This is a genomic window from Micromonospora sp. NPDC049204 (assembly GCF_040647935.1).
GTDB lineage: Bacteria > Actinomycetota > Actinomycetes > Mycobacteriales > Micromonosporaceae > Micromonospora.
Window position 1 is genome coordinate 472,859 of the sequence record NZ_JBEZDC010000002.1, and the last position, 25,988, is coordinate 498,846.

Annotated in this window: 25 protein-coding genes; 20 read left to right on the forward strand and 5 right to left on the reverse strand. The window is 71.5% G+C overall.

Going from position 1 to position 25,988, the window contains the following annotated elements; genetic code table 11:
• Positions 1-29: 29 nt before the first annotated feature.
• On the forward strand, positions 30-2,003 hold the full coding sequence (locus tag AB0A90_RS05200; RefSeq protein ID WP_357241877.1) for an acetoacetate--CoA ligase: 1,974 nt from the start codon (positions 30-32) through the stop codon (positions 2,001-2,003).
• Positions 2,004-2,203: 200 nt separating this feature from the next.
• Here the strand turns inward: AB0A90_RS05200 and AB0A90_RS05205 are convergent, their stop codons facing one another.
• Entirely contained in the window at positions 2,204-2,893 is a 690-nt protein-coding gene (locus AB0A90_RS05205) for a TIGR03089 family protein (RefSeq protein WP_357241880.1), read from the reverse strand.
• A 154-nt stretch (positions 2,894-3,047) separates the two neighbouring features.
• Here AB0A90_RS05205 and AB0A90_RS05210 point away from each other — a divergent pair, with 154 nt between their 5' ends.
• Entirely contained in the window at positions 3,048-4,193 is a 1,146-nt protein-coding gene (locus AB0A90_RS05210) for a glycosyltransferase family 1 protein (RefSeq protein WP_357241883.1), read from the forward strand.
• 61 nt (positions 4,194-4,254) lie between these two features.
• Positions 4,255-5,346 carry a sugar phosphate nucleotidyltransferase gene (locus AB0A90_RS05215; RefSeq protein ID WP_357241887.1) on the forward strand — a complete coding sequence of 364 codons (1,092 nt, stop codon included), beginning with the start codon at positions 4,255-4,257 and terminating at the stop codon, positions 5,344-5,346.
• On the opposite strand, the gene AB0A90_RS05220 is transcribed toward AB0A90_RS05215, so the two are convergent.
• Positions 5,315-5,923 (reverse strand): NUDIX domain-containing protein, encoded by a 609-nt coding sequence (locus AB0A90_RS05220; protein WP_357241890.1) that lies wholly within the window; start codon positions 5,921-5,923, stop codon positions 5,315-5,317. The two genes, AB0A90_RS05215 and AB0A90_RS05220, sit on opposite strands and share 32 nt — an antisense overlap.
• A 39-nt stretch (positions 5,924-5,962) precedes the next feature.
• On the opposite strand from AB0A90_RS05220, the gene AB0A90_RS05225 reads away from it, so the two are divergent.
• A complete protein-coding gene (locus AB0A90_RS05225; RefSeq protein ID WP_357241893.1) occupies positions 5,963-7,009 on the forward strand; it encodes a hypothetical protein in 1,047 nt (348 codons plus the stop codon).
• Positions 7,010-7,297: 288 nt separating this feature from the next.
• The gene (locus AB0A90_RS05230; RefSeq protein WP_357241896.1) at positions 7,298-8,296 is read left to right on the forward strand and encodes a winged helix-turn-helix domain-containing protein; all 999 of its coding nucleotides are present in this window, start codon (positions 7,298-7,300) and stop codon (positions 8,294-8,296) included.
• A gap of 107 nt (positions 8,297-8,403) precedes the next feature.
• Here the strand turns inward: AB0A90_RS05230 and AB0A90_RS05235 are convergent, their stop codons facing one another.
• Both AB0A90_RS05235 and cofD read right to left on the reverse strand, forming a co-directional pair.
• Entirely contained in the window at positions 8,404-9,489 is a 1,086-nt protein-coding gene (locus AB0A90_RS05235; RefSeq protein ID WP_357241899.1) for a coenzyme F420-0:L-glutamate ligase, read from the reverse strand.
• Positions 9,486-10,487, reverse strand: a complete 1,002-nt coding sequence (gene cofD / locus AB0A90_RS05240) for a 2-phospho-L-lactate transferase (protein WP_357241902.1) — start codon at positions 10,485-10,487, stop codon at positions 9,486-9,488. The genes AB0A90_RS05235 and cofD overlap by 4 nt, the downstream gene beginning before the upstream one ends.
• Before the next feature lie 98 nt (positions 10,488-10,585).
• Between cofD and AB0A90_RS05245 the strand changes: the two genes are divergently transcribed.
• The 6 genes from AB0A90_RS05245 to AB0A90_RS05270 all read left to right on the forward strand — a co-directional run bounded on the left by AB0A90_RS05245 (position 10,586) and on the right by AB0A90_RS05270 (position 17,209).
• Positions 10,586-11,599 (forward strand): hypothetical protein, encoded by a 1,014-nt coding sequence (locus tag AB0A90_RS05245; protein WP_357241905.1) that lies wholly within the window; start codon positions 10,586-10,588, stop codon positions 11,597-11,599.
• A gap of 115 nt (positions 11,600-11,714) precedes the next feature.
• Positions 11,715-14,258, forward strand: coding sequence for a bifunctional FO biosynthesis protein CofGH (locus tag AB0A90_RS05250; RefSeq protein WP_357241907.1), 2,544 nt, complete (start codon positions 11,715-11,717; stop codon positions 14,256-14,258).
• 164 nt (positions 14,259-14,422) lie between these two features.
• Positions 14,423-14,701, forward strand: a complete 279-nt coding sequence (locus tag AB0A90_RS05255) for a hypothetical protein (protein ID WP_357241910.1) — start codon at positions 14,423-14,425, stop codon at positions 14,699-14,701.
• A gap of 51 nt (positions 14,702-14,752) precedes the next feature.
• Entirely contained in the window at positions 14,753-16,147 is a 1,395-nt protein-coding gene (locus tag AB0A90_RS05260) for a DUF4331 domain-containing protein (protein ID WP_357241913.1), read from the forward strand.
• Positions 16,148-16,163: 16 nt separating this feature from the next.
• Positions 16,164-16,493, forward strand: a complete 330-nt coding sequence (locus AB0A90_RS05265) for a phospholipase (RefSeq protein WP_357241916.1) — start codon at positions 16,164-16,166, stop codon at positions 16,491-16,493.
• Positions 16,494-16,951: 458 nt separating this feature from the next.
• Complete coding sequence (locus AB0A90_RS05270; RefSeq protein ID WP_007455784.1) at positions 16,952-17,209, forward strand: WhiB family transcriptional regulator; 258 nt, start codon at positions 16,952-16,954, stop codon at positions 17,207-17,209.
• A gap of 100 nt (positions 17,210-17,309) precedes the next feature.
• Here AB0A90_RS05270 and AB0A90_RS05275 read toward each other — a convergent pair whose 3' ends face one another.
• A complete protein-coding gene (locus tag AB0A90_RS05275; RefSeq protein WP_357241919.1) occupies positions 17,310-17,759 on the reverse strand; it encodes a metallopeptidase family protein in 450 nt (149 codons plus the stop codon).
• 153 nt (positions 17,760-17,912) lie between these two features.
• Between AB0A90_RS05275 and AB0A90_RS05280 the strand changes: the two genes are divergently transcribed.
• From AB0A90_RS05280 to AB0A90_RS05320, 9 genes are all read left to right on the forward strand, one after another.
• Positions 17,913-18,281, forward strand: coding sequence for a DUF3499 domain-containing protein (locus AB0A90_RS05280; RefSeq protein ID WP_357241922.1), 369 nt, complete (start codon positions 17,913-17,915; stop codon positions 18,279-18,281).
• A gap of 304 nt (positions 18,282-18,585) precedes the next feature.
• On the forward strand, positions 18,586-19,329 hold the full coding sequence (locus AB0A90_RS05285; protein ID WP_357242422.1) for a DUF5753 domain-containing protein: 744 nt from the start codon (positions 18,586-18,588) through the stop codon (positions 19,327-19,329).
• Complete coding sequence (locus tag AB0A90_RS05290) at positions 19,320-19,508, forward strand: DUF397 domain-containing protein (RefSeq protein ID WP_357241926.1); 189 nt, start codon at positions 19,320-19,322, stop codon at positions 19,506-19,508. The genes AB0A90_RS05285 and AB0A90_RS05290 overlap by 10 nt, the downstream gene beginning before the upstream one ends.
• 208 nt (positions 19,509-19,716) lie before the next feature.
• On the forward strand, positions 19,717-20,901 hold the full coding sequence (locus tag AB0A90_RS05295; protein WP_357241929.1) for a spermidine/putrescine ABC transporter substrate-binding protein: 1,185 nt from the start codon (positions 19,717-19,719) through the stop codon (positions 20,899-20,901).
• A gap of 4 nt (positions 20,902-20,905) precedes the next feature.
• Positions 20,906-22,057, forward strand: coding sequence for an ABC transporter ATP-binding protein (locus AB0A90_RS05300; protein WP_357241932.1), 1,152 nt, complete (start codon positions 20,906-20,908; stop codon positions 22,055-22,057).
• Positions 22,054-22,953 carry an ABC transporter permease gene (locus tag AB0A90_RS05305; RefSeq protein WP_357241935.1) on the forward strand — a complete coding sequence of 300 codons (900 nt, stop codon included), beginning with the start codon at positions 22,054-22,056 and terminating at the stop codon, positions 22,951-22,953. Before AB0A90_RS05300 ends, AB0A90_RS05305 begins: the two co-directional genes overlap by 4 nt.
• Positions 22,950-23,777 (forward strand): ABC transporter permease, encoded by an 828-nt coding sequence (locus tag AB0A90_RS05310; RefSeq protein ID WP_357241939.1) that lies wholly within the window; start codon positions 22,950-22,952, stop codon positions 23,775-23,777. The genes AB0A90_RS05305 and AB0A90_RS05310 overlap by 4 nt, the downstream gene beginning before the upstream one ends.
• Before the next feature lie 268 nt (positions 23,778-24,045).
• Positions 24,046-24,843 (forward strand): G5 domain-containing protein, encoded by a 798-nt coding sequence (locus AB0A90_RS05315; RefSeq protein WP_357242425.1) that lies wholly within the window; start codon positions 24,046-24,048, stop codon positions 24,841-24,843.
• A 372-nt stretch (positions 24,844-25,215) separates the two neighbouring features.
• Positions 25,216-25,971, forward strand: coding sequence for a DUF559 domain-containing protein (locus AB0A90_RS05320; RefSeq protein ID WP_357241942.1), 756 nt, complete (start codon positions 25,216-25,218; stop codon positions 25,969-25,971).
• Positions 25,972-25,988 lie beyond the last annotated feature (17 nt).

The following is a 25,988-nucleotide window of genomic DNA, read 5'->3' on the forward strand; positions in this document are numbered from 1 at the left end:
GTCGTGCGAGGCCAGGGGAGGGTGGGGCAGTGGGTGAGATGCTGTGGACGCCGCCGGCGGACGTACTGGAGCGGTCCCGGATCGGTGGCTATCTGCGCTGGCTGCGGGAGCACCGTGGGCTGGACTTCGCCGACTACGACGCACTGTGGCGCTGGTCCACCACCGACCTGGACGGGTTCTGGCGCTCGATCTGGGACCACTTCGAGGTGATCGCGCACACCCCGCCGACCGCCACCCTGGCCGAGCGGGGCATGCCCGGTGCCCGTTGGTTCCCCGGTGCCACGCTCAACTACGCGGAGAACGTGCTGCGGATGCCGGGTCGCGCCGACGACGACCCGGTGGTGATCGCGCACGGGCAGACCCGCGCACCTGTCACGCTGACCGCCGGGGAGTTGCGCGAGCAGGTCCGCCGGGTGTCGGCCGGGCTGCGCCGGCTCGGCGTCACCGCCGGTGACCGGGTGGCGGCGTACGCCCCGAACATCGCCGAGACGTACGTCCTCCTGCTGGCCACCGCCAGCCTGGGCGCGATCTTCTCGTCCTGCGCGCCGGAGTTCGGGACCCGCAGCGTCACCGACCGCTGGCAGCAGATCGAGCCGACAGTGCTGGTCGCCGTGGACGGCTACCGGTACGGCGACAAGGCGGTGGACCGGCGCGCGGAGGTCGCCGCGATCCGGGCCGCCCTGCCGTCGCTGCGGCACACCGTCTCCATCGGCTACCTCGACCCCACGGGCTCCGCGCCCGAGGATGCGCTGGGCTGGGAGGAACTGGCCGCGCCGACCGACGAGCCGTTGACGTTCACGCCGGTGCCGTTCGACCACCCGCTGTACGTGCTCTACTCCTCGGGCACCACCGGGCTGCCCAAGCCGATCGTGCACGGTCACGGCGGCATCCTGCTGGAGCACCTGAAGATGCTCGCCCTGCACCACGACCTGGGTCCGGCCGACCGGTTCTTCTGGTTCACCACCACCGGCTGGATGATGTGGAACTTCCTGGTCTCCGGTCCGGCGGTGGGCGCGACGATCGTGCTCTTCGACGGCAATCCGGCCCACCCTGACCTCGGTGGGCTGTGGCGGCTGGCGGCGGAGACCGGCACCACGTACTTCGGCACCTCCGCGCCCTTCCTGCTGGCCTGCCGCAAGGCTCAGCTGGTGCCCCGCGAGGTCGCCGACCTGTCGGCGCTGCGCGGCGTCGGCTCGACCGGTGCGCCGCTGCCCGCCGAGGGCTTCCACTGGGTGTACGAGACGGTGAGCGACCGGGTGCAGCTCCAGTCGCTCTCCGGCGGCACCGACGTGTGCACCGGCTTCGTGGGCGGGGTGCCACTGCTGCCGGTGTACGCGGGCGAGCTCGCCTGCCGGGCGTTGGGCGCGAAGGTGGAGGCCCGTTCCGCCGACGGGACCCCGGTCATCGGCGAGCTGGGCGAACTGGTGATCACCGAACCGATGCCGAGCATGCCCGTGGGTTTCTGGAACGACCCGGACGGTGTCCGTTACTCCGAGGCGTACTTCGACGTCTACCCGGGCGTCTGGCGGCACGGGGACTGGATCACCATCAACGAGCGGGGAGGTTGCGTGATCACCGGCCGCTCCGACGCCACCCTCAACCGGGGCGGGGTGCGGTTGGGCACCGCCGAGTTCTACTCCGTGGTCGAAGGGCTCGACGAGGTGCTCGACTCGGTCGTCGTGCACCTGGAGGACGACGAGGGTGGCGCCGGTGAGCTGCTGCTCTTCGTGGTGCTGGCCGAGGGTCTGAGCCTGGACGACGACCTGCGGAAGAAGATCTGCCGCGAGCTGCGCACCGCCCTGTCGCCCCGGCACGTGCCCGACGAGATCCACCAGGTACGCGCGGTGCCCCGCACCCTGTCCGCGAAGAAGCTGGAGGTCCCGGTCAAGAAGATCCTGACCGGCACCCCGGTAGACCAGGCGGCGGCCAAGGGCGCCCTGGCCAACCCCGAGTCCCTGAACGCCTTCGCCGCCCTGGCCCAGTCCCGCACCCCCACCCCCTAACAGCCCGCCCTCCCGCCAACCCCGCAGCCCACCCCCCGCCAACCCCGCCGCCCACCCCCCCGCCCGCGTCGATCAAGGAGTTGTGGTGCCTCGCAAAAGGGGCATAGGTGCAGCAGTTGCCCACCACAACTCCATGATCGACGGGGCGGGGCGGGGCGGGGCGGGGCGGGGTGGGGCGGGGTGAGCAGTGGGCGGCGGGGTTACTGGAGGGTTTGGGTGACCTTTTCCGTGGTCTGGCGGCCTGCCAGGCGGGTGGGGTCCAGGTTGGCGTTGAGGACCACCGTGGCGGCCCGGGTCAGCGGGGCCAGCAGCCAGTCCACCGGGTCCGGGTAACGGGCGGCGTCGACGAGGACCCGGGCACCGGCCTCGATGCCCAGCTCGGTGGCGCGGGCCTCGGCGCGGGCCAGCAGGTGCTCGTCGGTGGGGCCCGGCCCCGGCTGCGGGCGGAAGTGGTCGCCGTGCCGGCGTACCTCGACCACGTAGTCGGCGAACCCGGGCGGCACCTGCCGGAGCGGGGCGGCCAGTGGAGCCAGCCCGAGGGCGTACCGCTCGTCGGCCGACCAGGACTGCGCCTCGTCGAGCCGGTCGGCGGCGGCGAAGAGCACGTCGACGTCGCCCGGTGTGTCGACGACGCTCAGCTTGGCCGACCAGCAGCCCAGCAGCACCGCCGCGGTCTGCCAGTGGGGCGGCAACAGCACCCCGCCCGGAGTGCCCGGTGCGAGGCCGACCTCGTCGACGAGCAGGTTGGCGGTCTTCGCCACCCAGTTCGCCAGGGTGGCGCCGGATAGTTCGGTGCGGTCACCGCTGGCATCGTCGTACCAGGTGAGGAGCGGTCGGGTCGGGTCGGTCGCGATCGCGTCGGCGAACACCCGGGCAATGTTGTCGGCCATCGGCGCGAACGATACGCCCCTCTGGGCCGTACTCGAAGACGATGACAACTCGGCAAACCGTCGGGTCGCAGTCAGCGTCGGCCCCGCGCTCCGGCGTAGGCTTGACCCCCGGAGTGTTGTTCCCCACAGACCCGCCAGTGCAAGGAGTCGCCCCGTGACCGCCGGTCGCCCGCCCCGCGTGCTCATCGACGCCACGAGTGTCCCCACCGACCGTGGTGGCGTCGGTCGATACGTCGACGGTCTGCTCGGTGCCCTCGGCAAGGTGTGCGGGTCGGGGGTGGATCTGGCGGTGGTCAGCCTCCGCACCGACCTGGAGCGTTACACCCGGATGCTGCCCGGCGCGGAGATCATCCCAGCTCCGGCCGCCGTGGCGCACCGCCCGGCCCGGCTCGCGTGGGAGCAGACAGGCCTGCCGCTGCTCGCCCAGCAGGTGAGCGCCGACGTGCTGCATTCGCCCTTCTACACCTGCCCGCTGCGGGCCGGGTGCCCGGTCACCGTCACCGTGCACGACGCGACGTTCTTCACCGAGCCGGAGCACTACGACAAGTCCCGCCGCACGTTCTTCCGCAGCGCCATCAAGACGTCGCTGCGCCGCGCCAACCGGGTGATCGTGCCCAGCAAGGCCACCCGGGACGAGCTGATCCGGCTGCTCGACGCCGATCCGACGCGGATCGACGTGGCCTACCACGGTGTCGACCAGCAGGCCTTCCACGCCCCCACCGAGGAGGAGAAGGCCCGCGTCCGCGCCCGGCTGGGGCTGGGCAACAGCAGCTATGTCGCCTTCCTCGGCGCCAAGGAGCCGCGAAAGAACGTGCCCAACCTGATCCGTGGTTGGGCCCGCGCGGTGTCCGACCGGGCCGAGCCGCCGGCCCTGGTGATCGCCGGTGGGCAGGGGCACGACGACGACATCGACCGGGCGGTGGCCGAGGTTCCGTCGCACCTGCGCCTGCTGCGCCCCGGCTACCTGCGCTACGCCGACCTGCCCGGCTTCCTCGGTGGCGCACTGGTCGCCGCCTACCCGTCCTACGGCGAGGGGTTCGGGCTGCCGATCCTGGAGGCCATGGCGTGCGCCGCCCCGGTGCTGACCACGCCCCGGCTCTCGCTGCCCGAGGTGGGCGGTGACGCGGTCGCGTACACCTCGGAGGACGCGGAGCAGATCGGCACCGACCTGGCCGCGCTGCTCGACGACGAGCAGCGGCGGCTGTCCCTGGCGAAGGCGGGTTTCGACCGGGCCAAGGAATTCACCTGGGAGTCCAGCGCCGAGGTGCACATCGCCGCCTGGAGTCGCGCCCGCTCCTGAGCTCGGGTGCCTGGTGGTGACCCGTGCCACTGCCAGTAGGTACGTCGGGCATGATGTGCGGATGCTTTATGCGGTAATTCCGGCAGGTGGCAGCGGCACGAGACTGTGGCCGTTGTCCCGCGCCGGCCACCCCAAGTTCCTCCACCCGCTGACCGGCACCAGTTCCTCGCTGCTCCAGGCGACCGTGGAGCGGCTCGCGCCGCTGACCACACCGGATCGGACCCTGGTGGTCACCGGTGCCGCGCACGTCGCGGCGGTGGCTCGGCAGCTGACCGGTCTGCCGGAGGAGAATATCCTGGTCGAGCCCTCCCCTCGGGATTCCTGCGCGGCGATCGCGCTGGCCGCCGCGGTGATCGCGGTGCGCGACCCGGACGCGGTGATGGGCAGCTTCGCGGCCGACCACCTGATCGGCGACCCGGGGAGCTGGGTGCGCACGGTCCAGGAGGCGGTCCGGGGGGCCGAGCAGGGGATGCTGATGACGGTCGGGATCACCCCGACCCGTCCGGAGACCGGCTACGGCTACCTGGAGACCGGCGAGGAGACCGACGGCGCTCCGTGGCGGCCGGTGACCGAGTTCAAGGAGAAGCCGGGCGCGGAGGTCGCCGAGGCGTACGTCCGTTCCGGCCGGCACCTGTGGAACGCGAGCATGTTCGTGTGGCGGGTGGATGTCTTCCTCGCCGAGTTGGCCCGCCAGCAGCCGGCGTTGCACGCTGGCGTGGCCGCGATCGCCGCCGCCTGGGGCACCCCCGAGCAGGACGAGGTGCTCGGCGCGATCTGGCCGACTCTGCCGAAGATCTCCGTGGACTACGCGGTGATGGAGGGCGCGGCCACCGCGGGTCGGGTCGCGACCGTGCCGGGCGACTTCGGTTGGAACGACGTCGGCGACTTCCACACCCTGGGTGAGGTGCTGCCGGCCGACGAGGCGGGCAACGTGGTGCTCGGCACCGACGCCAAGCCAGGGGTGCTCCTGCGGGACAGCACCAACCTGGTGGTGGTGCCGCAGTCCGGTCGGTTGGTGGCTGTCCTCGGGCTGCGCGACCTGATCGTGGTGGACACCCCGGACGCGGTGCTGGTCTGCCCGCGCGATCAGGCCCAGGGCGTCAAGGCCCTGGTCGACGAGCTCAAGGCGCGCGGCGAAGAGGGCTACGTCTGAGGGCCGCCAGGCCCGGTGCGAGCAGTTGCACGGTCCCGCCGGCCAGCGGCTCGGGCAGCTGGGCCGGCGGAAACCAGCCCAACTGCTCGGCCTCGTCGCTGACCTGCTCGACCGCACCGGGAGGCGCGACCACGGCGAACCGGACGTCGTAGTGGCGTGAGCCGCCCTGGCAGAGCACCTCGTGCACGTCGACGTCGATCGGCACCGGGTCGATGCGCAGGTCGGCGATGCCGGACTCCTCGGTGGCCTCGCGGAGCGCGGCGGCGACCAGGGTCTGGTCGGTCGGCTCGCAGTGCCCGCCGAGCTGCACCCAACGCCCGAACTTGACGTGCAGGCAGAGCAGTACCCGCGAGCCGGTGGCGTCCAGCACCAGCGCGCTCGCGGTGACGTGCCCGGGTCGGTGCGGCCGACTCATCGCGATCGGGCCGGCGTCGAGCAACGTGAGGGTGCGGTCCCTCGCGGTGGCCGCCCCCGGGCTGGTGGGCTGCCAGTCTTCGAGCAGCGCGGTGGCGTCGGCGTGCAGCGCCGCGTACGCCTCGGGGTCGGTCGGATGGGCGGTGATCGGGGTGTCGGGCACCCCGACACTGTACGAGCGGGCGCTCCGTACGCTGGCGCGATGACCCTGCGACTCGTCGAATTCGTGGTAGCCGGCAACGAGGCAAGCGATCTGCTGCCGGTGCGGTCGACGGCGCTGCTGCGCGCGTACGGCGCCCGGCGGGGCTTCTGGACCGTGCTGGACGAGGGGCCGGTCGAGCGCTGCCTGGCGTTGCTGCTGGAACGCGAGGACGGCGGGTGGACGGCCCGGCACGTGCTCGCCGACGCGGGTCCGGAGAACGGGCGGACCGAGGATGGCGAGGCGCTCGCCCACCACGACGGCTGGGTGTACGTCTTCGGCTCCCACTTCGGCTCGAAGGCTGGCCCGCTGCGGCCCCGACGCGCCTTCGTGGCCCGCTTCCGGGAGGACGACGCGGCGACCGGGCTGGTGCCGGTGCACGTGGTGCGCAACTCGTTCCGGCTGCACCGGGCGGTGAACGACGCTCTCGCCGGGTCGCCGTTGACCCTGTTGCCGCCCGGGGAGCGGGTGCGGGCGCGGTTCATCGTGGAGACGCTGGCGCGGGGGACCGCGCGGGAGAAGCGCTGGGTGAGCCGGCTGGCCCCGGGCGACCTGCCGTTGAACGTGGAGGCGGCCGCCTTCACCCCGGCCGGGACGGTCCTGCTCGGGCTGCGGTTCCCGGTCACCGACGCCGGTGAGCCGATCCTGGTGGAGATCGCCGGTGTGCCGGCCATGTTCGGGGCGGAGCCGGCGTGGCCGGGGGCGTTGCGCGCGTACGCGTTGACCGGGGTCACCCCGCCGGGGAAGCTGACCGGGTTCCGCGCGATCACCCCGACGCCGGACGGCGGGTACGCGGCGGTGATCGGCTCGATCGACGCGCTGGGTAAGGGGTCGGTGCTGCTCGACGACCATCCGGGCGGCGGTGACGTCACGTCTCGGCACGTCCGCTTCCGCCTCCCGCCCGCTGGGTCGGCCGACGCGTCCCGGCTGGTCGGGGAGCCGGTGCGGGACCTGGCGCCGTTCCACCACGTGGAAGGGCTGGCCGAGGTGGACGGGCGACCGTTCTACGTCACGGACGAGGATCACCGGGTCGCGCTCTGGGTTGGTTGAGCCGAGCGCGTGATGTGGCGAGGCTTGGTGACCGGACGGCACCTCTGCGGAGCAAGGGCCGCAGACCCTCGTGGTGCCGCCCGATCACCGGGGCCTCCCCAGACCCGGTGCCCCGGGGGCCGGCGCATCGAGGACGCACCGGCACGGTGTTCGGGCACTGGAAGCATGGCGAACCGCTCCGGCGACGTCGAGGTTTTTCAGCCCAGGCTTAAAGATGGAGATTAGTGCCGTCCGGGTAGAGTCAAACGGTCACCCGGCATCCCCCTGCTGGCGACACTGGAGCGCTCCATGCTGAAGATCCACTTTTCCGGGGAGGACATCCTCCGGACTCGGGTGGCGCCGGCGGCGGACCCGGTCTGGGAGCTGGTCCTCAGCCTGCACGCGTTGCAGAGCCGCAACCGCGACCCGTTGACGGCACACTGGCGGCGCACCGTCTCCCGAGGCCTGCGTCACGACGCCGCCTCCGAGCAACTCCGGTTGCTCTTCGCGTTGAGCCCGCCGCGCGGCTACTTCCCGGACTTCCTCACCCCGTACGCCAGCGTGGACGGCTTCGAGGCCGGGCTGGAAGCGCTCCGCAGCACCCCGACCGGCATGCTGCAACGGGACCTGAGCGTGCTCGCCACCGAGAACCAGCTGCCGCCCTCGGCCGCCGCGCTGGCCCGGGGCGAGGTGGCGGTGCTGCACCACCTCGCCGACTCGATGGTCCAGTACCGGTCGTTGGCGATCAACCCGTACTGGACCCGCATCCAGTCGGCGGTCGCGGCGGACCGGGCGCACCGGGCCAGGGCGCTGCTCGACGGCGGCATCGAGGGCCTGCTCAACAGCCTCCGGCCGGCCATGCGCTGGGACGGTGGGGTGCTTGAGGTCCGCAACTACCCACACAGCCGGGAGCTGCACCTGGACGGTCGAGGGCTGCTGCTGGTGCCGTCGTTCTTCTGTGCGGACACGCCTGTCGCCCTGCTCGATCCGGCCCTGCCGCCGGTGCTCGTCTACCGGGTGGACCGGTTGGGCGGGTTGGCGTCGGCCGACGGCAGCGGGGCGGTCCGGTCCGCCGCCGCCCGCGAGTCACTCGCCGCGCTGCTCGGCCGCACCAGGGCGGCCGTGTTGCAGGCCAGCGACGAGGGCTGCACCACCGGCGAGGTCGCCCGCCGGCTCAACATCTCACCGGCGGCGGCGAGCCAACACGCCACGGTGCTGCGCAACGCCGGCCTGCTGGTCAGCCACCGGGACCGCAACAGCGTGCTGCACACGTTGACCCCGCTCGGCCGGGCCATGCTCGACGCCTGACTCGCCACCGCGCGAGCGCGCCGGGCCGCTCGGGCGGGCGACCCGGCCGTCGCTCAGAGCGCGAGCGCCGCGCGCCGGGCAACCTGGACGGGCGACCCGGCCGTCGCTCAGAGCGCGAGCGCGGCGCTCGCCGGGCTGCCGGGCGGCGGTGGCAACAGGGTCGACCCGACGCCCTGGGCAGCCAGGGCGACGCGCAGTCGGTGCAGGTCGGCACCGAAGCGAACCAGGCCGATCGGGTCGACGGGTGTCGGGGCCGAGCCGAGCAGCAGGTCGGCCCCGTCCGGCCAGCCGGGCATCTCGGCGACCAGCCCGGCGCGTACCTCGGCCTCGTCGACGAGCGTGAAGACCGTGCCGGGGGCAATCACCCCGGCGACCGCGTCGATCGCCCGTCGTACCGCGCTCAGGTCGGCCGGCGTCGGACCGGGACCATCGGCCAGGGTGGCGGCGTCGGTGAGTCCGGCAGCACGCGCTTCGGCGGTGCCGAGCGCGAAGAGATCCTGTGCCGCGTCGCGGATCAGCGCCCGCGCGCCACCGGCGTCGTCCGGGGTGGTGGCGGCGAGGTAGCCCCGAACGACCGCGACGGGGACCTGGTCGCACTTGCCCTTGATCAGCTCGCCGGCCCCGGCCAGCTCGTCCACCACGGCCATCTGGGTCAACTGAAGCTCGTTGCCGTACGGATCCACCTCGCCCCGGTGGTCGCGGATCGCCGGCATTCCGGCCACACCCAGTGCCACGTCGGTGAGCCCGTTGCGCCACGGTCGGCCCATCGTGTCGCTGATGATCACCGCCACGTCCAGGTCGTAGCGCTCCCGCAGCGCGTCGCGGAGCGCCCGTGCCGACGCGTCCGGGTCGACCGGCAGCAGCACCAGCTGGGTCTTGTCCACGTTCGACGCGTCGATCCCGGCGGAGGCCATCACGAAACCGTGCAGGGTCTGCACGATCCGGGTCGGCCCCCGGCTGGCGACCACCCGGGCGGTCTCAGCGGCCAGGATCTCGTCCCGTGCGGCCAGCCGCTCGGGACCGTCCGCCGGGACGTCGACCAGCCGCCCCTCCGACTTCGAGACGATCTTGCTGGTCACCACGAGCACGTCCCCGTTGCGCAGCCACGGCGCAGCGGTGGCGATCATCGCCGCCAGGTCGTCACCCTCGGTCACATGGCCGATGCCGAGCACCGGCAGGATCTCCAGCCTCACGTCAACTCCACCGCGGCGCGGACCATGGCCACCGTCGCCGCCTCGTCGGTCATCCGCAGCGGCATCGCGCGGACCGTCACCCCCGGCACCACCGTGCCGGCGTCCTCGTCGGCCACCAACCAGCCGTCCAGCAGGCCGCCGTCCGACCGGCCCCCGTAGAGGCGGCCCACCCCGGCGGCGCTGCACTCGGCACCCAGCACGGCGAGACAGCGGTCGGCCATCCCCCGCACCGGAGCACCGCCGATGATCGGCGAGACACCCACCACCGGCGCCGGGCCGTCCGCCACCGCCTCCCGCAGCCCCGGTACGGCCAGCACCGGCGCGATACTCACCACCGGGTTGCTGGGGGCGACCAACACCAGGTCGGCCGACCCGATCGCGTCCAGCACCCCGGGTGCCGGCTTCGCCGTCTCCGCACCGACGAAGACGAAGCGATGGGTACGGATGTCGGCCCGGTGTCGTACCCACCACTCCTGGAAGTGGATCGCCCGCTGCCCCTGCTCGTCCTCCACGGTGCTGGCGCTGTTCGCGAGTGCGGGGCTCGCAGGCTCACTCCTCCCGCTCACGACAGCGTGGGTCTCCAGGCGGTCGTCGGTCGCCGGCAGTAGACGCACGCCCGGCTGCCAACGGGTGGACAGCGCCTCGGTGACCGCGCTCAACGGGTAACCGCCGTTGAGCATGGTGGTGCGCACCAGGTGGGTGGCGATGTCCTTGTCGCCGAGACCGAACCAGTCCGGCTGTGCCCCGTACGCGGCCAGCTCGCCCTTGACCGTCCAACTCTCGCCGACCCGACCCCAGCCCCGCTCCGGGTCCGCGCCACCGCCGAGGGTGTACATGACGCTGTCCAGGTCGGGGCAGATCTTCAACCCGTGCAGCCACAGGTCGTCGCCGACATTGACCACGGCGGTCACCTCCGCGCCGACGTCGCGGGCGTACGCCCGGACGCCGAGCAGGAACCGGGCGCCGCCGATGCCGCCGGCCAGAACCACGATGTGCATGACGACCATCCTCGCGCACGTGGTGCCTTCGATCTGCCGGTGGCCCTCGAGACTAGGCTCACGTGCGCCCTGTCCGTTCCTGCCCCGAGGGGGAGCTAGTGACCAGCCCCGCCGAGCCCGCGTCCGCCGACGCGGCGCAGGCCCGTCAGCTGACCAAGCCGCTACGCGAACTCGCCGCGCTCGCGTTGCTCGGCGCCAACGCCGTGCTCCTCTTCGTGGGCCTGCTCCGGTTGATCACCCCGGGCGGCTCCTTCACCGAACGTGCGGGCGACGCCTTCGGCACGTTCGTCGGGCTGGTGGCGGTGGGCCTCCCGCTGCTGGCCGTCCTGCTGGCCACGCACATCTCGCCGGTGGCGCCGAAGGCCAAGCTGATCACGCAGGTGGCCCTCGGTGAGTACGCGGCCAGTGCGGTGATCGGCACGCTGACCATGCTGATCTCGACGGTGGGCCGGCTGGCCGACACCAGGGTGCTCGACGCGCTCCTCGGTGTGCTCACCCAGATCGCCTGGATGGCGATCTTCGCGGTCGCCGCCTGGGTCGTCTACACCATCTGGCGCGCCCACTACTACGTGCCGCGGCCCAAGCCGCAGCCCGGTGTCTACGGCCAGCCGCAGCCAGGCTGGCCGCAGCAGCAGGCCGGCTGGCCGACTCCGGGGCAACCCGGTGGTCAGCCGCAGGGCGGGTGGCCCGCTCCCGGCCAGCCCGGCGGTTACCCGGCGGATCAGTACGGCGGCCAGTACGCCCAGCCGTCCCCGCCGTTCCAGGCCCCGCAGTCGGCCCCGCCGCACCCGCAGTCCGCCCCGCCGTACCCGCAGTCGGCCCCGCCGTACCCGCAGTCGGCCCCGCCGGCCCACCCTGCCCCGCAGTCCGCGCCGCCCGCGTCGCCGTTCGGGCAGCCGCCGTTCGGGCAGCCGCCGTCCGCCGATCCGACGCAGGCCATTCCGCGTCAGCCCGTCGAGCCGCCGTCGGCCGACCCGACCCAGGCCATTCCGCGGCAGTCCGTCGAACCGGCGTCCGCCGACCCGACCCAGGCGGTTGTCCGCCCGGTCGATCCGGACGCCGACCGTACCCAGCAGATCAAGCCCGGTGAGCATCCGGACCAGCCGCGCTGAGTCTGCTCCGGCAACGGCTCTCTGAGCACCGGGCGGGGGTGGTGCCGCCGTGCCCTTTCCCACGGTGCGGGCCGGGACTGGCCGGGCCGGCTCGCGCTGCGCATAGGCTGAGCGGATGGTTGATCGCACCCAATCCGGTCCGAGTGACGCTAGCGTGCGGCGTGCCCTGCACCGGGCCGCGACCGGGCGGGCGCTTGACGTCGACGAGGCGACCGCCCTGCTGTCGGCCCGGGGGGACGCCCTCGACGAGTTGCTCCGGGTGGCCGGTGGGATCCGCGACGCCGGGTTGCGTGACGCGGGGCGGCCGGGCGTGGTCACGTACTCGAAGAAGGTCTTCATCCCGTTGACCCGGCTGTGCCGGGACCGCTGTCACTACTGCACGTTCGCCACCGTGCCGCACCGGCTGCCGGCGCCGTTCCTGGACCGCGACGAGGTGCTCGCCATCGCGCGGGCCGGTGCCGAGCAGGGGTGCAAGGAGGCCCTCTTCACGCTCGGTGACCGGCCGGAGGAGCGCTGGCCGGCGGCCCGGAGCTGGCTCGACGAGCGCGGCTACGACTCCACACTTGACTACCTGCGGGCCTGCGCGGTGGCCGTGTTGGAGGAGACGGGCCTGCTGCCGCACCTCAACCCCGGGGTGCTGTCCTGGTCGGAGCTGCAACGGCTCAAGCCGGTCGCCCCGAGCATGGGCATGATGCTGGAGACCACCGCGACCCGGCTCTGGTCCGAGCCGGGCGGCCCGCACTACGGCTCACCGGACAAGGAGCCGGCGGTTCGGCTCCGCGTGCTCGACGACGCCGGCCGGGTCGGAGTGCCGTTCACCACCGGCATCCTCATCGGCATCGGGGAGACCCCGGCCGAGCGGGTCGACGCGCTCTTCGCGATCCGCCGCACCCACCGGGAGTACGGCCACCTCCAGGAGGTGATCGTGCAGAATTTCCGCGCCAAGCCGGACACGGCGATGCGCGGCATGCCCGACGCGGAGCTGCACGACCTGGCCGCCACGGTGGCGGTGGCCCGGCTGCTGCTCGGCCCGAAGGCCCGGATCCAGGCCCCGCCGAACCTCATCGCCGGTGAGTACGACCTGCTGCTGCGCGCCGGCATCGACGACTGGGGCGGTGTCTCGCCGCTCACCCCCGACCACGTCAACCCGGAACGCCCGTGGCCGCAGATCGAGGAGTTGGCCCGGCACACCGAGCTGGCCGGGTTCACGCTGCGGGAGCGGCTGACGATCTACCCGGAGTACGTGCGCGCCGGTGACCCGTGGCTCGACCCGCGACTGCTGCCGCACGTCGACGCGCTCGCCGATCCGGCGACCGGCATGGCGGTGGAGTCGGCCCTGCCGCAGGGCCACCCCTGGCAGGAGCCGGAGGAGGTGTTCGGCGGGCGGGTCGACCTGCACGCCACCATCGACACCACCGGCCGCACCGAGGACCGGCGCGGCGACTTCGACAGCGTCTACGGCGACTGGTCCGAGGTCGCCGGCAAGGTCACCCCGGAGGCGACGGCGCGGCGTGCGGGCGTACCCCCGGTGGCGGCCGGGAGCGGCGCGGACCGTGACCTGGCGGCCGGGCTCACGCTCGCCGCCGACGACCCGGCGGCGCTGCTCGACCCCCGGCACACCGACGCCGCGCTGGCGCTGTTCGGGGCGGACGGGCCGGCGCTCGACGCGTTGTGCCGGCTCGCCGACGACGTCCGGCGCGACGCCGTCGGCGACGACGTCACCTACGTGGTCAACCGCAACATCAACTTCAGCAACGTCTGCTACGTGGGCTGCCGGTTCTGTGCCTTCGCCCAGCGTGAGCGGGACGCCGACGCGTACCGGCTCTCCGTCGACCAGGTCGCCGATCGGGCCGAGCAGGCGTGGGCGGCCGGGGCCAGCGAGGTGTGCCTCCAGGGTGGCATCGACCCGAAGATGCCGGTCACCGGGTACGCCGACATCGTGCGCGCGATCAAGGCCCGCGTGCCGGACATGCACGTGCACGCCTTCTCGCCCATGGAGATCGTCACCGCCGCCGCGAAGGCGGGCGTGCCGGTGCGCGACTGGTTGACGCAGCTGCGCGAGGCCGGGCTGGACACCATCCCCGGCACCGCCGCGGAGATCCTCGACGACGACGTGCGCTGGGTGTTGACCAAGGGAAAACTCCCGGCCGCCGCCTGGGTCGACGTGGTCAGCACCGCCCACGAGCTGGGCATCCGGTCCAGCTCCACCATGATGTACGGCCACGTTGACCACCCCGGGCAGTGGCTGGCGCACTTCCGGGTGCTGGCCGGCGTGCAGGACCGTACCGGCGGGTTCACCGAGTTCGTGGCCCTGCCGTTCGTGCACACCAATGCTCCGATCTATCTGGCGGGAATCGCCCGACCGGGGCCGACCTGGCGGGAGAACCGGGTGGTGCACGCCATGTCCCGGTTGCTGCTGCACGGGCGGATCGACAACATCCAGTGCTCCTGGGTGAAGCTCGGTGACGAGGGCACCGTCGCGATGCTCCAGGGTGGATGCAACGACCTGGGCGGCACGCTGATGGAGGAGACGATCTCCCGGATGGCCGGCTCCGACAACGGGTCGGCGCGTACCGAGGAGCAGTTGCGGGCCATTGCGACGGCAGCCGGTCGGCCGGCGCGCAAGCGGTCGACTGCGTACGGTCACGCCCGACCCTGACGTCGAACCTTTCCCCGCTGCCGGCCGTACCACGCGATGCCGGTGGCGGTCGCGGCCAGGACCGCCGCCGGTGCCCCCCTCAGGGGCCCGGCGGCGTCGATGGACGGCGCCGGACCCGTCCGTCCCCGCGGGCGCGTACCGCGCCGCCGCCGGAAAGGTTGCCCATGACCAGTGATCAGCGGAAGCGGCAGTGGCCGCGACTGACCCGCCGGCAGACGTTGACCGCTGCGGCCACCGCCACCCTCGGTGCCGCCGCGCTCACCGTGCCCGGCCTGTCGGCCGCGCAGAACGCCCCCGGCGCGGCTGGACGTGCCGACGAGCCGATCGTCGTGCACCTGCGCGACGCCGCCTCCGGAACGATGGACGTCTTCGTCGGTGAGACGCGGATCGAGGTACGTGACCGCGGCCTGGCGGACCGGCTGCGGCGCGCCGCCCGGCGCTGACCCGGCACTCCGCACTGCCATCCTGTCCCCGCCCAGTGAGGTTGGTCCGCCATGTCTTCCCATCGCGAGGCCCCGGAGATAGCCAAGGATCCGGTCGCCGACAGCTCCGACCTGTACGCGTTCGTCAGCCCCGACAAGCCCGACACGGTGACGCTGATCGCCAACTACGTTCCGTTGCAGCTGCCCTCGGGGGGCCCGAACTTCTTCGAGTTCGGTGACGACGTGCGCTACGAGATCCATATCGACAACGACGGCGACGGCCGTCCGGATGTCACCTACCGGTTCGAATTCACCACCGAGATCACCAATCCGAACAGCTTTCTCTACAACACCGGCGCCATCGAGTCGCTGGACAGCAAGAACTGGAACCGGCGGCAGTTCTACAGCCTGACCCGGGTGACCGACGGCCGGGAGCACCGGTTGGCGCACAAGCTGCCCTGCCCGCCGTGCAACGTCGGCCCGCTGTCCACCCCGAAGTACGCCGAGCTTGTGCGGCAGGCCACCTACTCGCTCTCCACCGGCGAGCGGGTCTTCGCCGGGCAGCGCGCGGACGGCTTCTTCGTCGACCTGGGGGCGATCTTCGACCTCGGCACGTTGCGGCCGTTCCAGCAGCTGCACGTCGCCGGGAAGAAGATCTTCAAGGCCGAGGGGGAGCCGGTCAACGCCACCGACCGGATGAACGTGCACAGCATCGCCGTGCAGGTGCCACTGAAGCAGGTGCGTCGCCGCGCCAACCGCTACGGCGCCGGTGACGCGGCGTCGGTGATCGGGGTGTGGACGTCGGCGTCGCGTCGGCAGGTACGGGTGCTCGGTGACCGGGGCGGTGCGGACACCGCCACCGGGCCGTTCACCCAGGTCTCCCGGCTGGGCAATCCGTTGTTCAACGAGGTCATCGTGCCGATGTCCAAGAAGGACCTGTGGAACTCGCTGCCACCGTCGGAGGACAAGCGGTTCGCGCGGTTCGTCGAGCAGCCGGAGCTGGCCGCCCTGCTGCCGGCGCTCTACCCGGACGTGTTCCCGAATCTGGACCGGCTCACCAAGGCGAAGAAGGCCCGTGCGGACCTGGTGGCGATCCTGCTCACCGGCGTACCGGCCGGGCTGATCGACGGTTTCACGAACGCCACCGGCGACGTGCAGGCCGACATGCTGCGGCTGAACACCGCGATCCCGCCGACCCGGCAGCCGGACCGGTTCGGGGTGCTCGGTGGTGACCTGGCCGGATACCCGAACGGGCGGCGGGTCGGCGACGACGTGGTCAGCATCGCGCTGCGGGCGATCGCCGGGGTCACCGTCCCGCTCGTGGACAAGACGTTCCAACCGGACGCGGCGGCCGCCGCGGTCACCCCGGGGTTGAGCGCCGCCGACGTGACCGCGCCGTTCCTCGCAAACTTCCCCTACCTGGGTACGCCGTACGACGGGTTCAACAACCCGCCGGCGGCGTCCTGACCGGCGGGGGGAGGGGATGCACGAGCACGCGTACGGGCCGTCGGAGACGGGGAGCGTCGTCCTCGATCTGGGCGGCGACACCGGTGCTCTGATCGTCTACACGGGCCGCGATCTGCACGGCCGGGAGATCGAGATCAGCCGGGACGGCGACCGGCGGGTCCACTCTGCCGTGCGGGAGCGCCGGGTGCAGGACGGCTCGTTCCACAGTGCGGTCTATCCGGATCTGCCCGGCGGGATTTATACCGTCTGGTGGGACGAGAGTACGCCCGCCGGGTCAGTTTCTGTCCACGGTGGAGGCATCGCCGAATTCGTGTGGCCTACCAGCGGTTTCGGGGTCGCCAGCTGACGTTTTCGCACCGGTCTCGCGCCGCGCCCCGTCCACATTGTGGGCGGGGCGTACGTGCTGTTCCCAGCTCGACGGGCGGTCTGCGCCGCGCCGCGTTAACCTGTCCCCCACCAAGATCAGCTTTGAGGGTGCGGACGTCTGGCACTGCCCCGCTGGCGCCCCGTCGGGGGAGCGCCACGGGAGAAAAGTCGGGCAACTCGCCGGAGAGGGCGTTACTCGGCCGGGGTCTGAATCGATAGGGCAGGTTGCGAGGCTGGACGGTCCGAGTGGCCGTCCGGGGGTGTCGGGAGGGCGACTCCATTATCAAGTTTGGCTTGACGGCGCACGCATTACACGCGTGTAATTTGAATGGGGTTGTTCGCACGGAACGCAACAAAACGGGACCGGACGGACAAGCACGCCTTTCGCGTGGGGGGTTGCAGCGGCGATGACGCCGGTGCGCGACAAGGAGGCATTTGATGGACGGCCAGCTTGAGGTGGCCGACCTGCTCGGAAACGCGCCGGAGTGGCAGGAGCGGGCACTGTGCTCGCAGACCGACCCCGAAGCGTTCTTCCCCGAGAAGGGCGGCTCAACCCGCGAGGCGAAGCGGATCTGCTCGCGGTGTGAGGTCAAGACCGAATGCCTCGAATACGCTCTCGGTCACGACGAGCGGTTCGGCATCTGGGGTGGGCTCTCCGAGCGGGAGCGGCGCAAGTTGAAGCGGCGGGCCGCCTGAGCGGTGCGAGGTCGAGGCGGTGGGGGCCGCCCGACTCTTGCGCGTTCTGGGGCTGCGTGTGCCGCCGGTGCGGCTGCGCGATCAGCGACTGAGGGGTGGCTCAGGTCAGCTCGTCGGGGTCGACCCCGAGCAGGTTCGCCACCTGTTCGATGATCACGTCATGCACGAGGTCGGCGAGGTCCTCGCGGTCCATCGCCCGGAACTCCAGGGGCCGCCGGTACAGCACGATCCGCGGCGGCACCTCCTGTCGGCCCGGTCGGCCGGGCAGCAGCCGGGCCAGCGGGACCTCGCCATCCTCCAGCACATCGGAGTCGTACACGTTCAGGTCCGGCGGGACGTCCTCGACCGCGAACTCGACCCCGGCCAGCTCCTTGGCGAACCGGCGCTCCAGCGTCTCCACGGTGTCCAGGACCAGGTCGTCGAAGACCTCGGCCTTGGTCCGCGCCAGTGGCACGGTGGCCGGCACCAACCGCCCGCGCAGGCCACGACCGTGCCGGTCACGGTGCACACGCCGGCCGGGGCCGGGGCGGCGGTGTTCCGGGCTCGTCATGAGGCAAAGGGTAGCGCCCGCGCCGGGCTGGCCAGCGGCACCGCCGCTCCCGTGGCGCGGCGCGCCCAGAACGGCGAACTGTGATCACCGTGACGGGCGTGTCGCAACGCGAAGCGATGCGCCGGACCCGGTAATGGAGATACCCTGCCGCACGTGAGGTCACCACGGCGCTGCTCCCGTAACGGCTGCCCCCGGCAAGCGGTCGCCACATTGACCTATGTCTACAACGAGTCGACAGCGGTGGTGGGGCCGCTGGCGGCGTTCGCCGAGCCGCACACGTACGACCTGTGCGAGCCGCACGCCCGCAGCCTGACGGCACCGCGTGGCTGGGACGTGGTCCGGCACGAGGGCGCATTCGAGCCGCCGCCGCCCACCACCGACGACCTGGTGGCGCTCGCCGAGGCGGTCCGCGAAGCCGCCCGCCCGGCCCCCCGCCCTCCGGAGCCCGACCAGAGCCGCCCCGAGCACCCCCACCAAACCGGCCGCCGAGGCCACCTCCGAGTAATCCCCCCCAACCACTAACCCCACCCGGCCCGGCCCCGCGGCCCTCTTCGGTGTTGATCAAGAGGTTTGCGTCAAGAACGCGCCGGTCGATGACCGAAACCTCTTGATCAACCAGTGTGGCGCGGGTGGGTCGGGGACGTTGGTGGGGCACCTGGGGGCGTTTGGGGGGCGTGTCAATACGTCTCACCGCCACACGCCGGTAGGCCGCAGACACCGCCACGCAGCGTGGTTAACATGCGCCGCAGCGTGCATCGTTCCAGATCGCGATGCACCCCTCGTGGGCGGGAGGGTCCGAGTGGCGAACGAGGCATTGCGGGTGGCGATGGCCGAGGCGGGCGAGACGGTCGAATCGCTTGCGGAGAAGGTTCGCATCCACCCCAAGACGGCCGGGCGGTGGCTCGCCGCGGGGCACATCCCGCACCCGCGTACCCGGATCGCGGTCGCCCGGGTGCTGCGTCGGGACGCGGCCGACCTCTGGCCGGAGCCGTTCCGCCGCCGTGACCTGCCGTGGTTCCGGCCGTGGGCCGAGCTTGAACAGGATGCGACCGGCATTCGGTGGTACGAGCCGCTGCTCGTGCCGGGCCTGCTGCAGACCGAGGGGTACGCCCGGGCGGTGCTGGGCACCGGTGGACTGCTCGCACCGTCCGAGGTGGATCTGATCGTCGCGGGCCGGATCGAACGGCAGGCGGTCCTCGGTCGCGACGCCCCACCGCAGCTCGTGACGGTGATCGACGAGGTGGTGCTGCGCCGGCTGGTCGGTGAGCGCGCCGTGATGTCCGGGCAGCTGGCCCACCTGGCGGCGGTCGCGGAGTGGGAGCACGTCCAGGTGCGGGTCATCCCGGCGGAGAGCCCGTGGCACACCGGTCTGGCCGGTCCCTTCGTGCTCGGCCGCCTGCCCGACGGGACGGAATTGGCGTATCTCGACAACCAGCTCCGCGGTCAGGTCGTGACCGATCCCGTCGACATCGCTAGCCTGGGACGCAGGTGGGAGAGCGTCACCGGTGAGGCGTTACCCCAACGTCAGTCGATCGAGCTGATCAGGGAAGTGGCCACGACATGGACATGACCGACGCCTGTTGGCGCACCGCGACCCGCAGCAGCAACAACGGCGGTGCCTGCGTCGAGGTAGCCGACAACCTGCCCGGCCGGGTGTTGGTACGCGACAGCAAGGACCGTGACGGTGGCACCCTGGCCTTCGCGCCGGCCGCCTGGACGTCCTTCGTCAACCTCGTCCGATCGAGCTGAGCCGTCGGTCCGGCCGCTGATCCACTCGGGTTGGGGAAAGCGCGGTGTCCCGGCGCGCAGACACCCCGCCATCCGCAATATCGCGTGGCTCACGCTGAGCGTGGTCGACACGTCCACGGGTGGTGACGCGTCGGCCCCGATGCTCCGCCGGTGGTGCCGGTTTGTCATCGTGTCAGTCGTCCACGGCACCGACCCCTGAGGAAAACTGATGCGTGTCCCCCTCCGGCCCCTCTCCCGGCGTGGACTGCTCACCGGCGCTCTCGGCTCGGCCGCCCTGGTCGCCGCGGGTGGCGGCCTTGCCGGCTGCGGCACCAAGGGCGCCCAACAGACCGAGGCTGGCTGCGTCAGCGAGGACCTCTCCGGCACCGAGCGGAAGCTCGCGTTCTCCAACTGGCCGCAGTACCTGGACGTGGATGAGGAGGACGAGTCCAAGCGACCCAGCCTGGACGAGTTCGTCCGGAAGACCGGTATCCAGGTCACCTACACCGAGGACATCAACGACAACAACGAATTCTTCGGCAAGGTGCGGCAGCAGCTCGCCGCCTGCCAGAGCACCGACCGGGACATCATCGTGCTGAGCGACTGGATGGCGGCCCGGATGAGCCGGCTCGGCTGGATCCAGAAACTCGACCCGGCGAACATTCCGAACGTGCGGGCCAACCTGCTCCCGCCGCTGCTCAACCGCTCCTTCGACACCGACAACCAGCTCTCCATCCCGTGGCAGTCCGGCCTCGCCGGGTTGGCGTACAACGGCAAGGTCACCAAGGAGCTGCGTACGGTCGACGAGCTGCTGACCCGCCCCGACCTCAAGGGCCGGGTGACCGCGCTCAGCGAGATGCGCGACACGATGGGCCTGCTGCTCGGCGCGGGTGGGCACGACCCGTCGAACTTCACCACCGCCCAGTTCGACGACGCGCTCCACAAACTCAAGAAGGCCGTCGACTCGGGGCAGATCCGCCGCTTCACCGGCAACGACTACGCACCCGATCTCGCCAAGGGCGACATCGCCGCCTGCATCGGCTGGTCCGGGGACGTCATCCAGCTCTCCACCGCCGACGAGAGGGTGCGGTTCGTCGCGCCCGACTCCGGGGTGATGCTCTACAGCGACAACATGATGGTGCCCAACAGGGCCACCCACAAGGCGAACGCCGAGCAGCTCATCAACTACTACTACGAGCCGGCCGTCGCCGCGAGGCTCGCCGCGTACGTCAACTACATCTGCCCCGTCAAGGGCGCTCAGGCCGAGATGGAGAAGATCGACCCCGAGCTGGCGACCAACCCGCTGATCTTCCCGGACGAGGCTCTGCTGTCGAAGTCCACGATGTTCATGGCCCTGGACGAGAAGCAGGAGAAGGAGTACGAGGGTAAGTTCCAGCAGGTCATCGGGGCGTGACGGGATGGCACGCGAGACACCCGCCGACCACCTGCGCCTGGCCAACCTCACCAAGCGGTTCGGTGCCTCCACCGCGGTCGACGACCTCAGCCTGTCCATCGGACCGGGCTCGTTCTTCGCCCTGCTCGGCCCGTCCGGCTGCGGCAAGACCACCACGCTGCGCATGATCGCCGGGCTGGAGGAACCGACGAGCGGCCAGGTGCTGCTCGGTGACCGGGACGTCACCCGGCTGCGACCGTACCGGCGGCCGATCAACACCGTCTTCCAGAGTTACGCGCTGTTTCCGCACCTCACCGTCTTCGAGAACGTGGCCTTCGGGCTGCGTCGACGCGGCATCCGCTCGGTCGACGGCGAGGTTCTGCGGATGCTGTCGCTGGTGCAGCTCGACGGCTACGGCAACCGCCGCCCGGCCCAGCTCTCCGGCGGCCAGCAGCAACGGGTCGCGCTGGCCCGGGCGCTCGTCAACCGGCCGCAGGTCCTTCTGCTCGACGAGCCGCTGGGTGCCCTGGATCTGAAGCTGCGCCGGCAGATGCAGATCGAGCTGAAGCGGATCCAGGCCGAGGTGGGCATCACCTTCGTGCACGTCACCCACGACCAGGAGGAGGCCCTGACCATGGCCGACACCGTCGCGGTGATGCACGACGGACGGATCGCGCAACAGGGCACCCCGGCCGACCTCTACGAGCTTCCCGCCACCGCGTTCGTGGCGAACTTCCTCGGCCAGTCCAACCTGCTCGCCGGCGACGCCACCGGCGTCAGCGGCGACGACGTCACGGTGACGGCGCACGGCAGCCGCTTCTCGGTGCCCACCGGCCGGTCCCGGTCCGACCACGGTCCGGTCCACCTGGGGGTACGCCCGGAGAAGCTGATTCTGGTCGGCTCCGCCGACCAGGTGCCCGCTGGGCATCAGCACGTCACCGGGGTGGTCAGCGACGCGTCCTACGTGGGGGTCAGCACGCAGTATCTGCTGCGGACCGGCTGGGGCGCCGAGTTGTCGGTCTTCACGGCCAACAGCGGGACCTCGACGCCGGTGGCGGTCGGCAGCACGGCCGTGGCGTACTGGGATCCGCGGCACGCGTTCCTGCTGCCCCGTGCCGCCGGGGACACCGACCGGACGTCGCCGGTGCGCGACGAGCCGGTGGGCGCGCCCTCGTGACCCGTCCGGCGCCGACCGGAGCGGGGCAGGGGTCGCCGGCGGTCCGGTCCGGGCGGCGCCGCCTCCTGCCGTACCTCCTGGTGTTGCCCGGGGTGGCCTGGCTGCTCGTCTTCTTCGGTGTGCCGCTGCTGCAACTCGGTGCCGCGAGCCTCTACAACCCCAGTGGCTCGCTCTCCACCGGGTACGCGATGGCCTGGGCGTTCGGCAACTACCCGGACGTGGTGCAGGCGTACTGGCCGCAGTTCCTGCGCTCGTTCGGCTACGCCGGGCTGGCCCTGGTGCTGGCGCTGTTGCTGGGCTACCCGCTGGCGTACGCGATCGCGCAGAAGGCCGGGCGGTGGAGGAACCTGCTGCTGGTGTGCGTGGTCGCGCCGATGTTCACCAGCTTCCTGGTCCGGACGCTGGCCTGGAAGACCATCCTGTCGGACAACGGCGTGCTCGTCGGTCTGCTGCGCGACGTGCACCTGCTGGCACCGCAGGGACGGCTGCTGGCCACGCCGTTGGCGGTGGTGCTCGGCCTGACGTACAACTTCCTGCCGTTCTTGGTGCTGCCGCTGTACGCGAGCCTGGAGCGGCTCGACCACCGGCTGTTGGAGGCGGCCAGCGACCTGTACGCGAGCGGTGCGCAGGCGTTCCGTCGGGTGACCCTGCCGCTGTCCCGGCCCGGCCTGGTCGCCGGCACGCTGCTGTTCTTCATCCCGGCCAGCGGCGACTACATCAACGCCGAGCTGCTCGGCACCCCCAACGAGTACATGATCGGCAACGTCGTCGACTCGGCGTTCCTGGTCCGGTTGGACTACCCGCAGGGCGCCGCGCTGTCGTTCCTGCTGATGGCCGCGATCCTCGCGGTGGTCGTCGGCTACCTGCGTCGGGTCGGCACGGAGGAGGTGCCGTGAGGGTTTCCCGTTGGCTGGTCGACCGCTGGGTGCTGATCGTGGCGCTGCTGGTGGTCGGCTATCTGTCGCTGCCGATCCTGGTGGTGGCCGGCCTGTCGTTCAACCGCCCGTCGAGTCGGCTGTCGTACGACTTCAACGAGTTCACCCTGGACAACTGGCGGCGGCCCTGCGCCACGTCGGACATGTGTGACGCGGTGGTCCGCAGCGTGCAGATCGGTTTCCTCGCCACCGTGGTCGCCACCGTGCTGGGCACCCTGCTGGCGTTCGCGCTGGTCCGGCACCGCCTCCGCGGCCGGTCCGGCATCAACGTGCTGATCTTCCTGTCGATGGCCACCCCGGAGCTGGTGATGGGTACGTCGCTGTTGGCGCTCTTCGTGTCCGCCGGGGTGCCGCAGGGCTTCTGGACCATCGTGGTCGCGCACGTGACGTTCTGTGTGTCGTTCGTGGTGGTCACCGTGCGGGCGCGGTTGGCCGGGATGGACCGGCGGTTGGAGGAGGCCGCTATGGATCTCTACGCCAACGAGTGGCAGACCTTCCGGAGGATCACCCTGCCGTTGGTGCTGCCCGGCATCGTGGCCGCCGCGCTGCTGGCTTTTTCGCTGAGCTTCGACGACTTCATCGTCACGAACTTCAATGCCGGCACCACTGTCACGTTCCCGATGTACGTCTGGGGCGCCGCCCGGCGGGGCATCCCACCACAGGTGAACGTCATCGGCACCGCGATGTTCGCGATAGCGCTCCTGCTGACCGGGCTCACGTCGCTGCGGGGTCGGCAGGCTCGTCGGCCCGCGTCGGATGTCGGCGCGACGGGGGCAGCGCGTTGAGCCCGCCTGCTGACGGCATCTCGACACATCACCTGTCCTGCGTCGACGAGTGAGCGCGCGAGGGCGTACTCGTTCGGATTCGCGGCTTTTGTAGGCAAATCCAGCCGCACGATCGGCCCTGATCATTCGGCCTGAGGGTTGCCGCAGGTGTCGTCCCGTCGTCCGAAGACGTGCCCACGGATCATCGGCGTGACGCGAACGGCGCAGGTGACGAGCACGACGGAGGATCTTGCGGACGGTGTTTGCGACGACACTCATCGCCGTGACGATGCAACCACCGCCGGTCCCCGGCCCGCCGTACGCACCGCAGTCCGGCCCGGGCGGCCGCCCGAACTGGTTCCGTCGGGCCAGTCCCGCCCGTCGGACCGCCGTGATCCTCGGCTCGGTGACCCTGTCGATCCTGCTGCTCTGCTGTACCGGTACCGCCATCATCGGCGCGTTGGCCGGCGAACCGGAGCCGACCAAGACCGGCACGGCCGCCGAGCAGGCGCAGCAGCCCATCGTGGCGGCGCCCGCCGAGCCGACCGACGAGGCTTCCGCGCCGGCTGCCGCGCCGATTGCCACAACGGTCGCCACGCCCGTCGCCACGCCCGTTGCCACACCGGTCGCCACCGAGTCCCCGGTGCCGGCCTCGCCGGATGCCGCGCCCGCGCCGGTCGTGCGGGTCAGGACCGAGACGGAGCAAGCCACCGTCCGGTACGGCGAGACGACCGTCAAGGACGCGTCCCTGGCCGAGGGCAAGCGCGTCGTCCGGACCAAGGGCGTCAACGGAGTGCGAACCCTGACGTACGAGGTGACCACCACGAACGGGGTGCGGACGTCGAAAAAACTGGTCAAGTCCACGGTGACGAAGCAGCCGGTGACCCAGGTCGTCGCCGTCGGCACCAAGAAGCCGCAGTCCTCGACGTGCGACCCGAACTACAGCGGCTGTGTCCCGATCGCCAGCGACGTCGACTGCGCGGGCGGCAGCGGCAACGGCCCTGCCTACGTCAGTGGACCCATCAGGGTGATCGGCGACGACATCTACGACCTGGACCGCGACGGCGACGGCACGGCCTGCGACTGACGTGCCCACCCCACCCCACCCCCCACCCCCCACCCCCACCCCACCCCCCGCCCCCGCCCCGCTGAGCCGCGTCGATCATGGAGTTGTGGTGGCGGGAAGGTGGAGGTTCGAGGCTTCTGTCCGGCACCACAACTCCATGATCGAGCCAGTGGCGGACCTTGGTGCGCATAGCATCGCGGGAGGAGCTTTGGGGGTTGTGCACAGGGCCGATGGTTATCCACAGGGCGCTGGGTTGGGGTCGGGGGATGGCGACGTGTTGCTGCAGATTCATGCGGCATGGCAGAGCGTTTGTATCGATACTCGGAGTTACTCGCGGCCGGCCTCAGTCGGGAGCAGGTACGGAGGCTGGCTGAGCTGTCCCGCCTGCACCGGATGTCGCGAAGCATCTACGCGCCGTCGGCCGATCAGGCCGGACGCCTGCCAGCGATCTTCCGACGACTACCCGCCACCGCCGTCGTAGGCTTCCAAACGGGCGCGCAACTGCACGGCTTCGGCGACGCCCGCAGCCCCGACGTGCACGTGATCGTGCCGGCAGGGGAGAACGTCCCGCGCATTCGGGGCGTCATCACCCACGAGGCGGTTCTGCCGGTGCGCGACCCCGTACTGCTGGCCGGGGTGCCCTGTGCGCCCGCCTCCAGGTGCGCGGTGGACCTGGCCCGGTCGTTGCACCGGATGGACGCGATGCCGCTACTGGACCTTAGCCTTCGCGTAGGCGCCTGCCGGCCCGAGGAACTCCGGATCGAGGTCGATCGGCACGCTCGTCTGCGTGGAGTCTGTCAGGCGCGTGATCTCGTGCCGCGCGCCGATCCCCGGGCAGAGTGCCGGCAGGAGAGCCAACTCCGCCTAGTACTGATTGACGGCGGCCTGCCACCGCCGGAGCCGCAGATCTGGGTCTCGGACAGCAACGGGATCCCGCTCTACCGCCTCGACCTTGGTTACCGGCAACACCGCGTCGGTGTCGAGTACGACGGTCCGTCCCATCTGGACCGCGCCCGCCTCCGGCACGATCGCTCTCGAATGAACTGGCTCGCCGCCAATGGCTGGCGCATGCGCCACTTCACCGACCTGGACCTCTACCGTCGCCCCGCCCACATCATCAGAACCCTAATCCCCCTCCTCGCCCCCTAACCGAACCGCCAATCCGC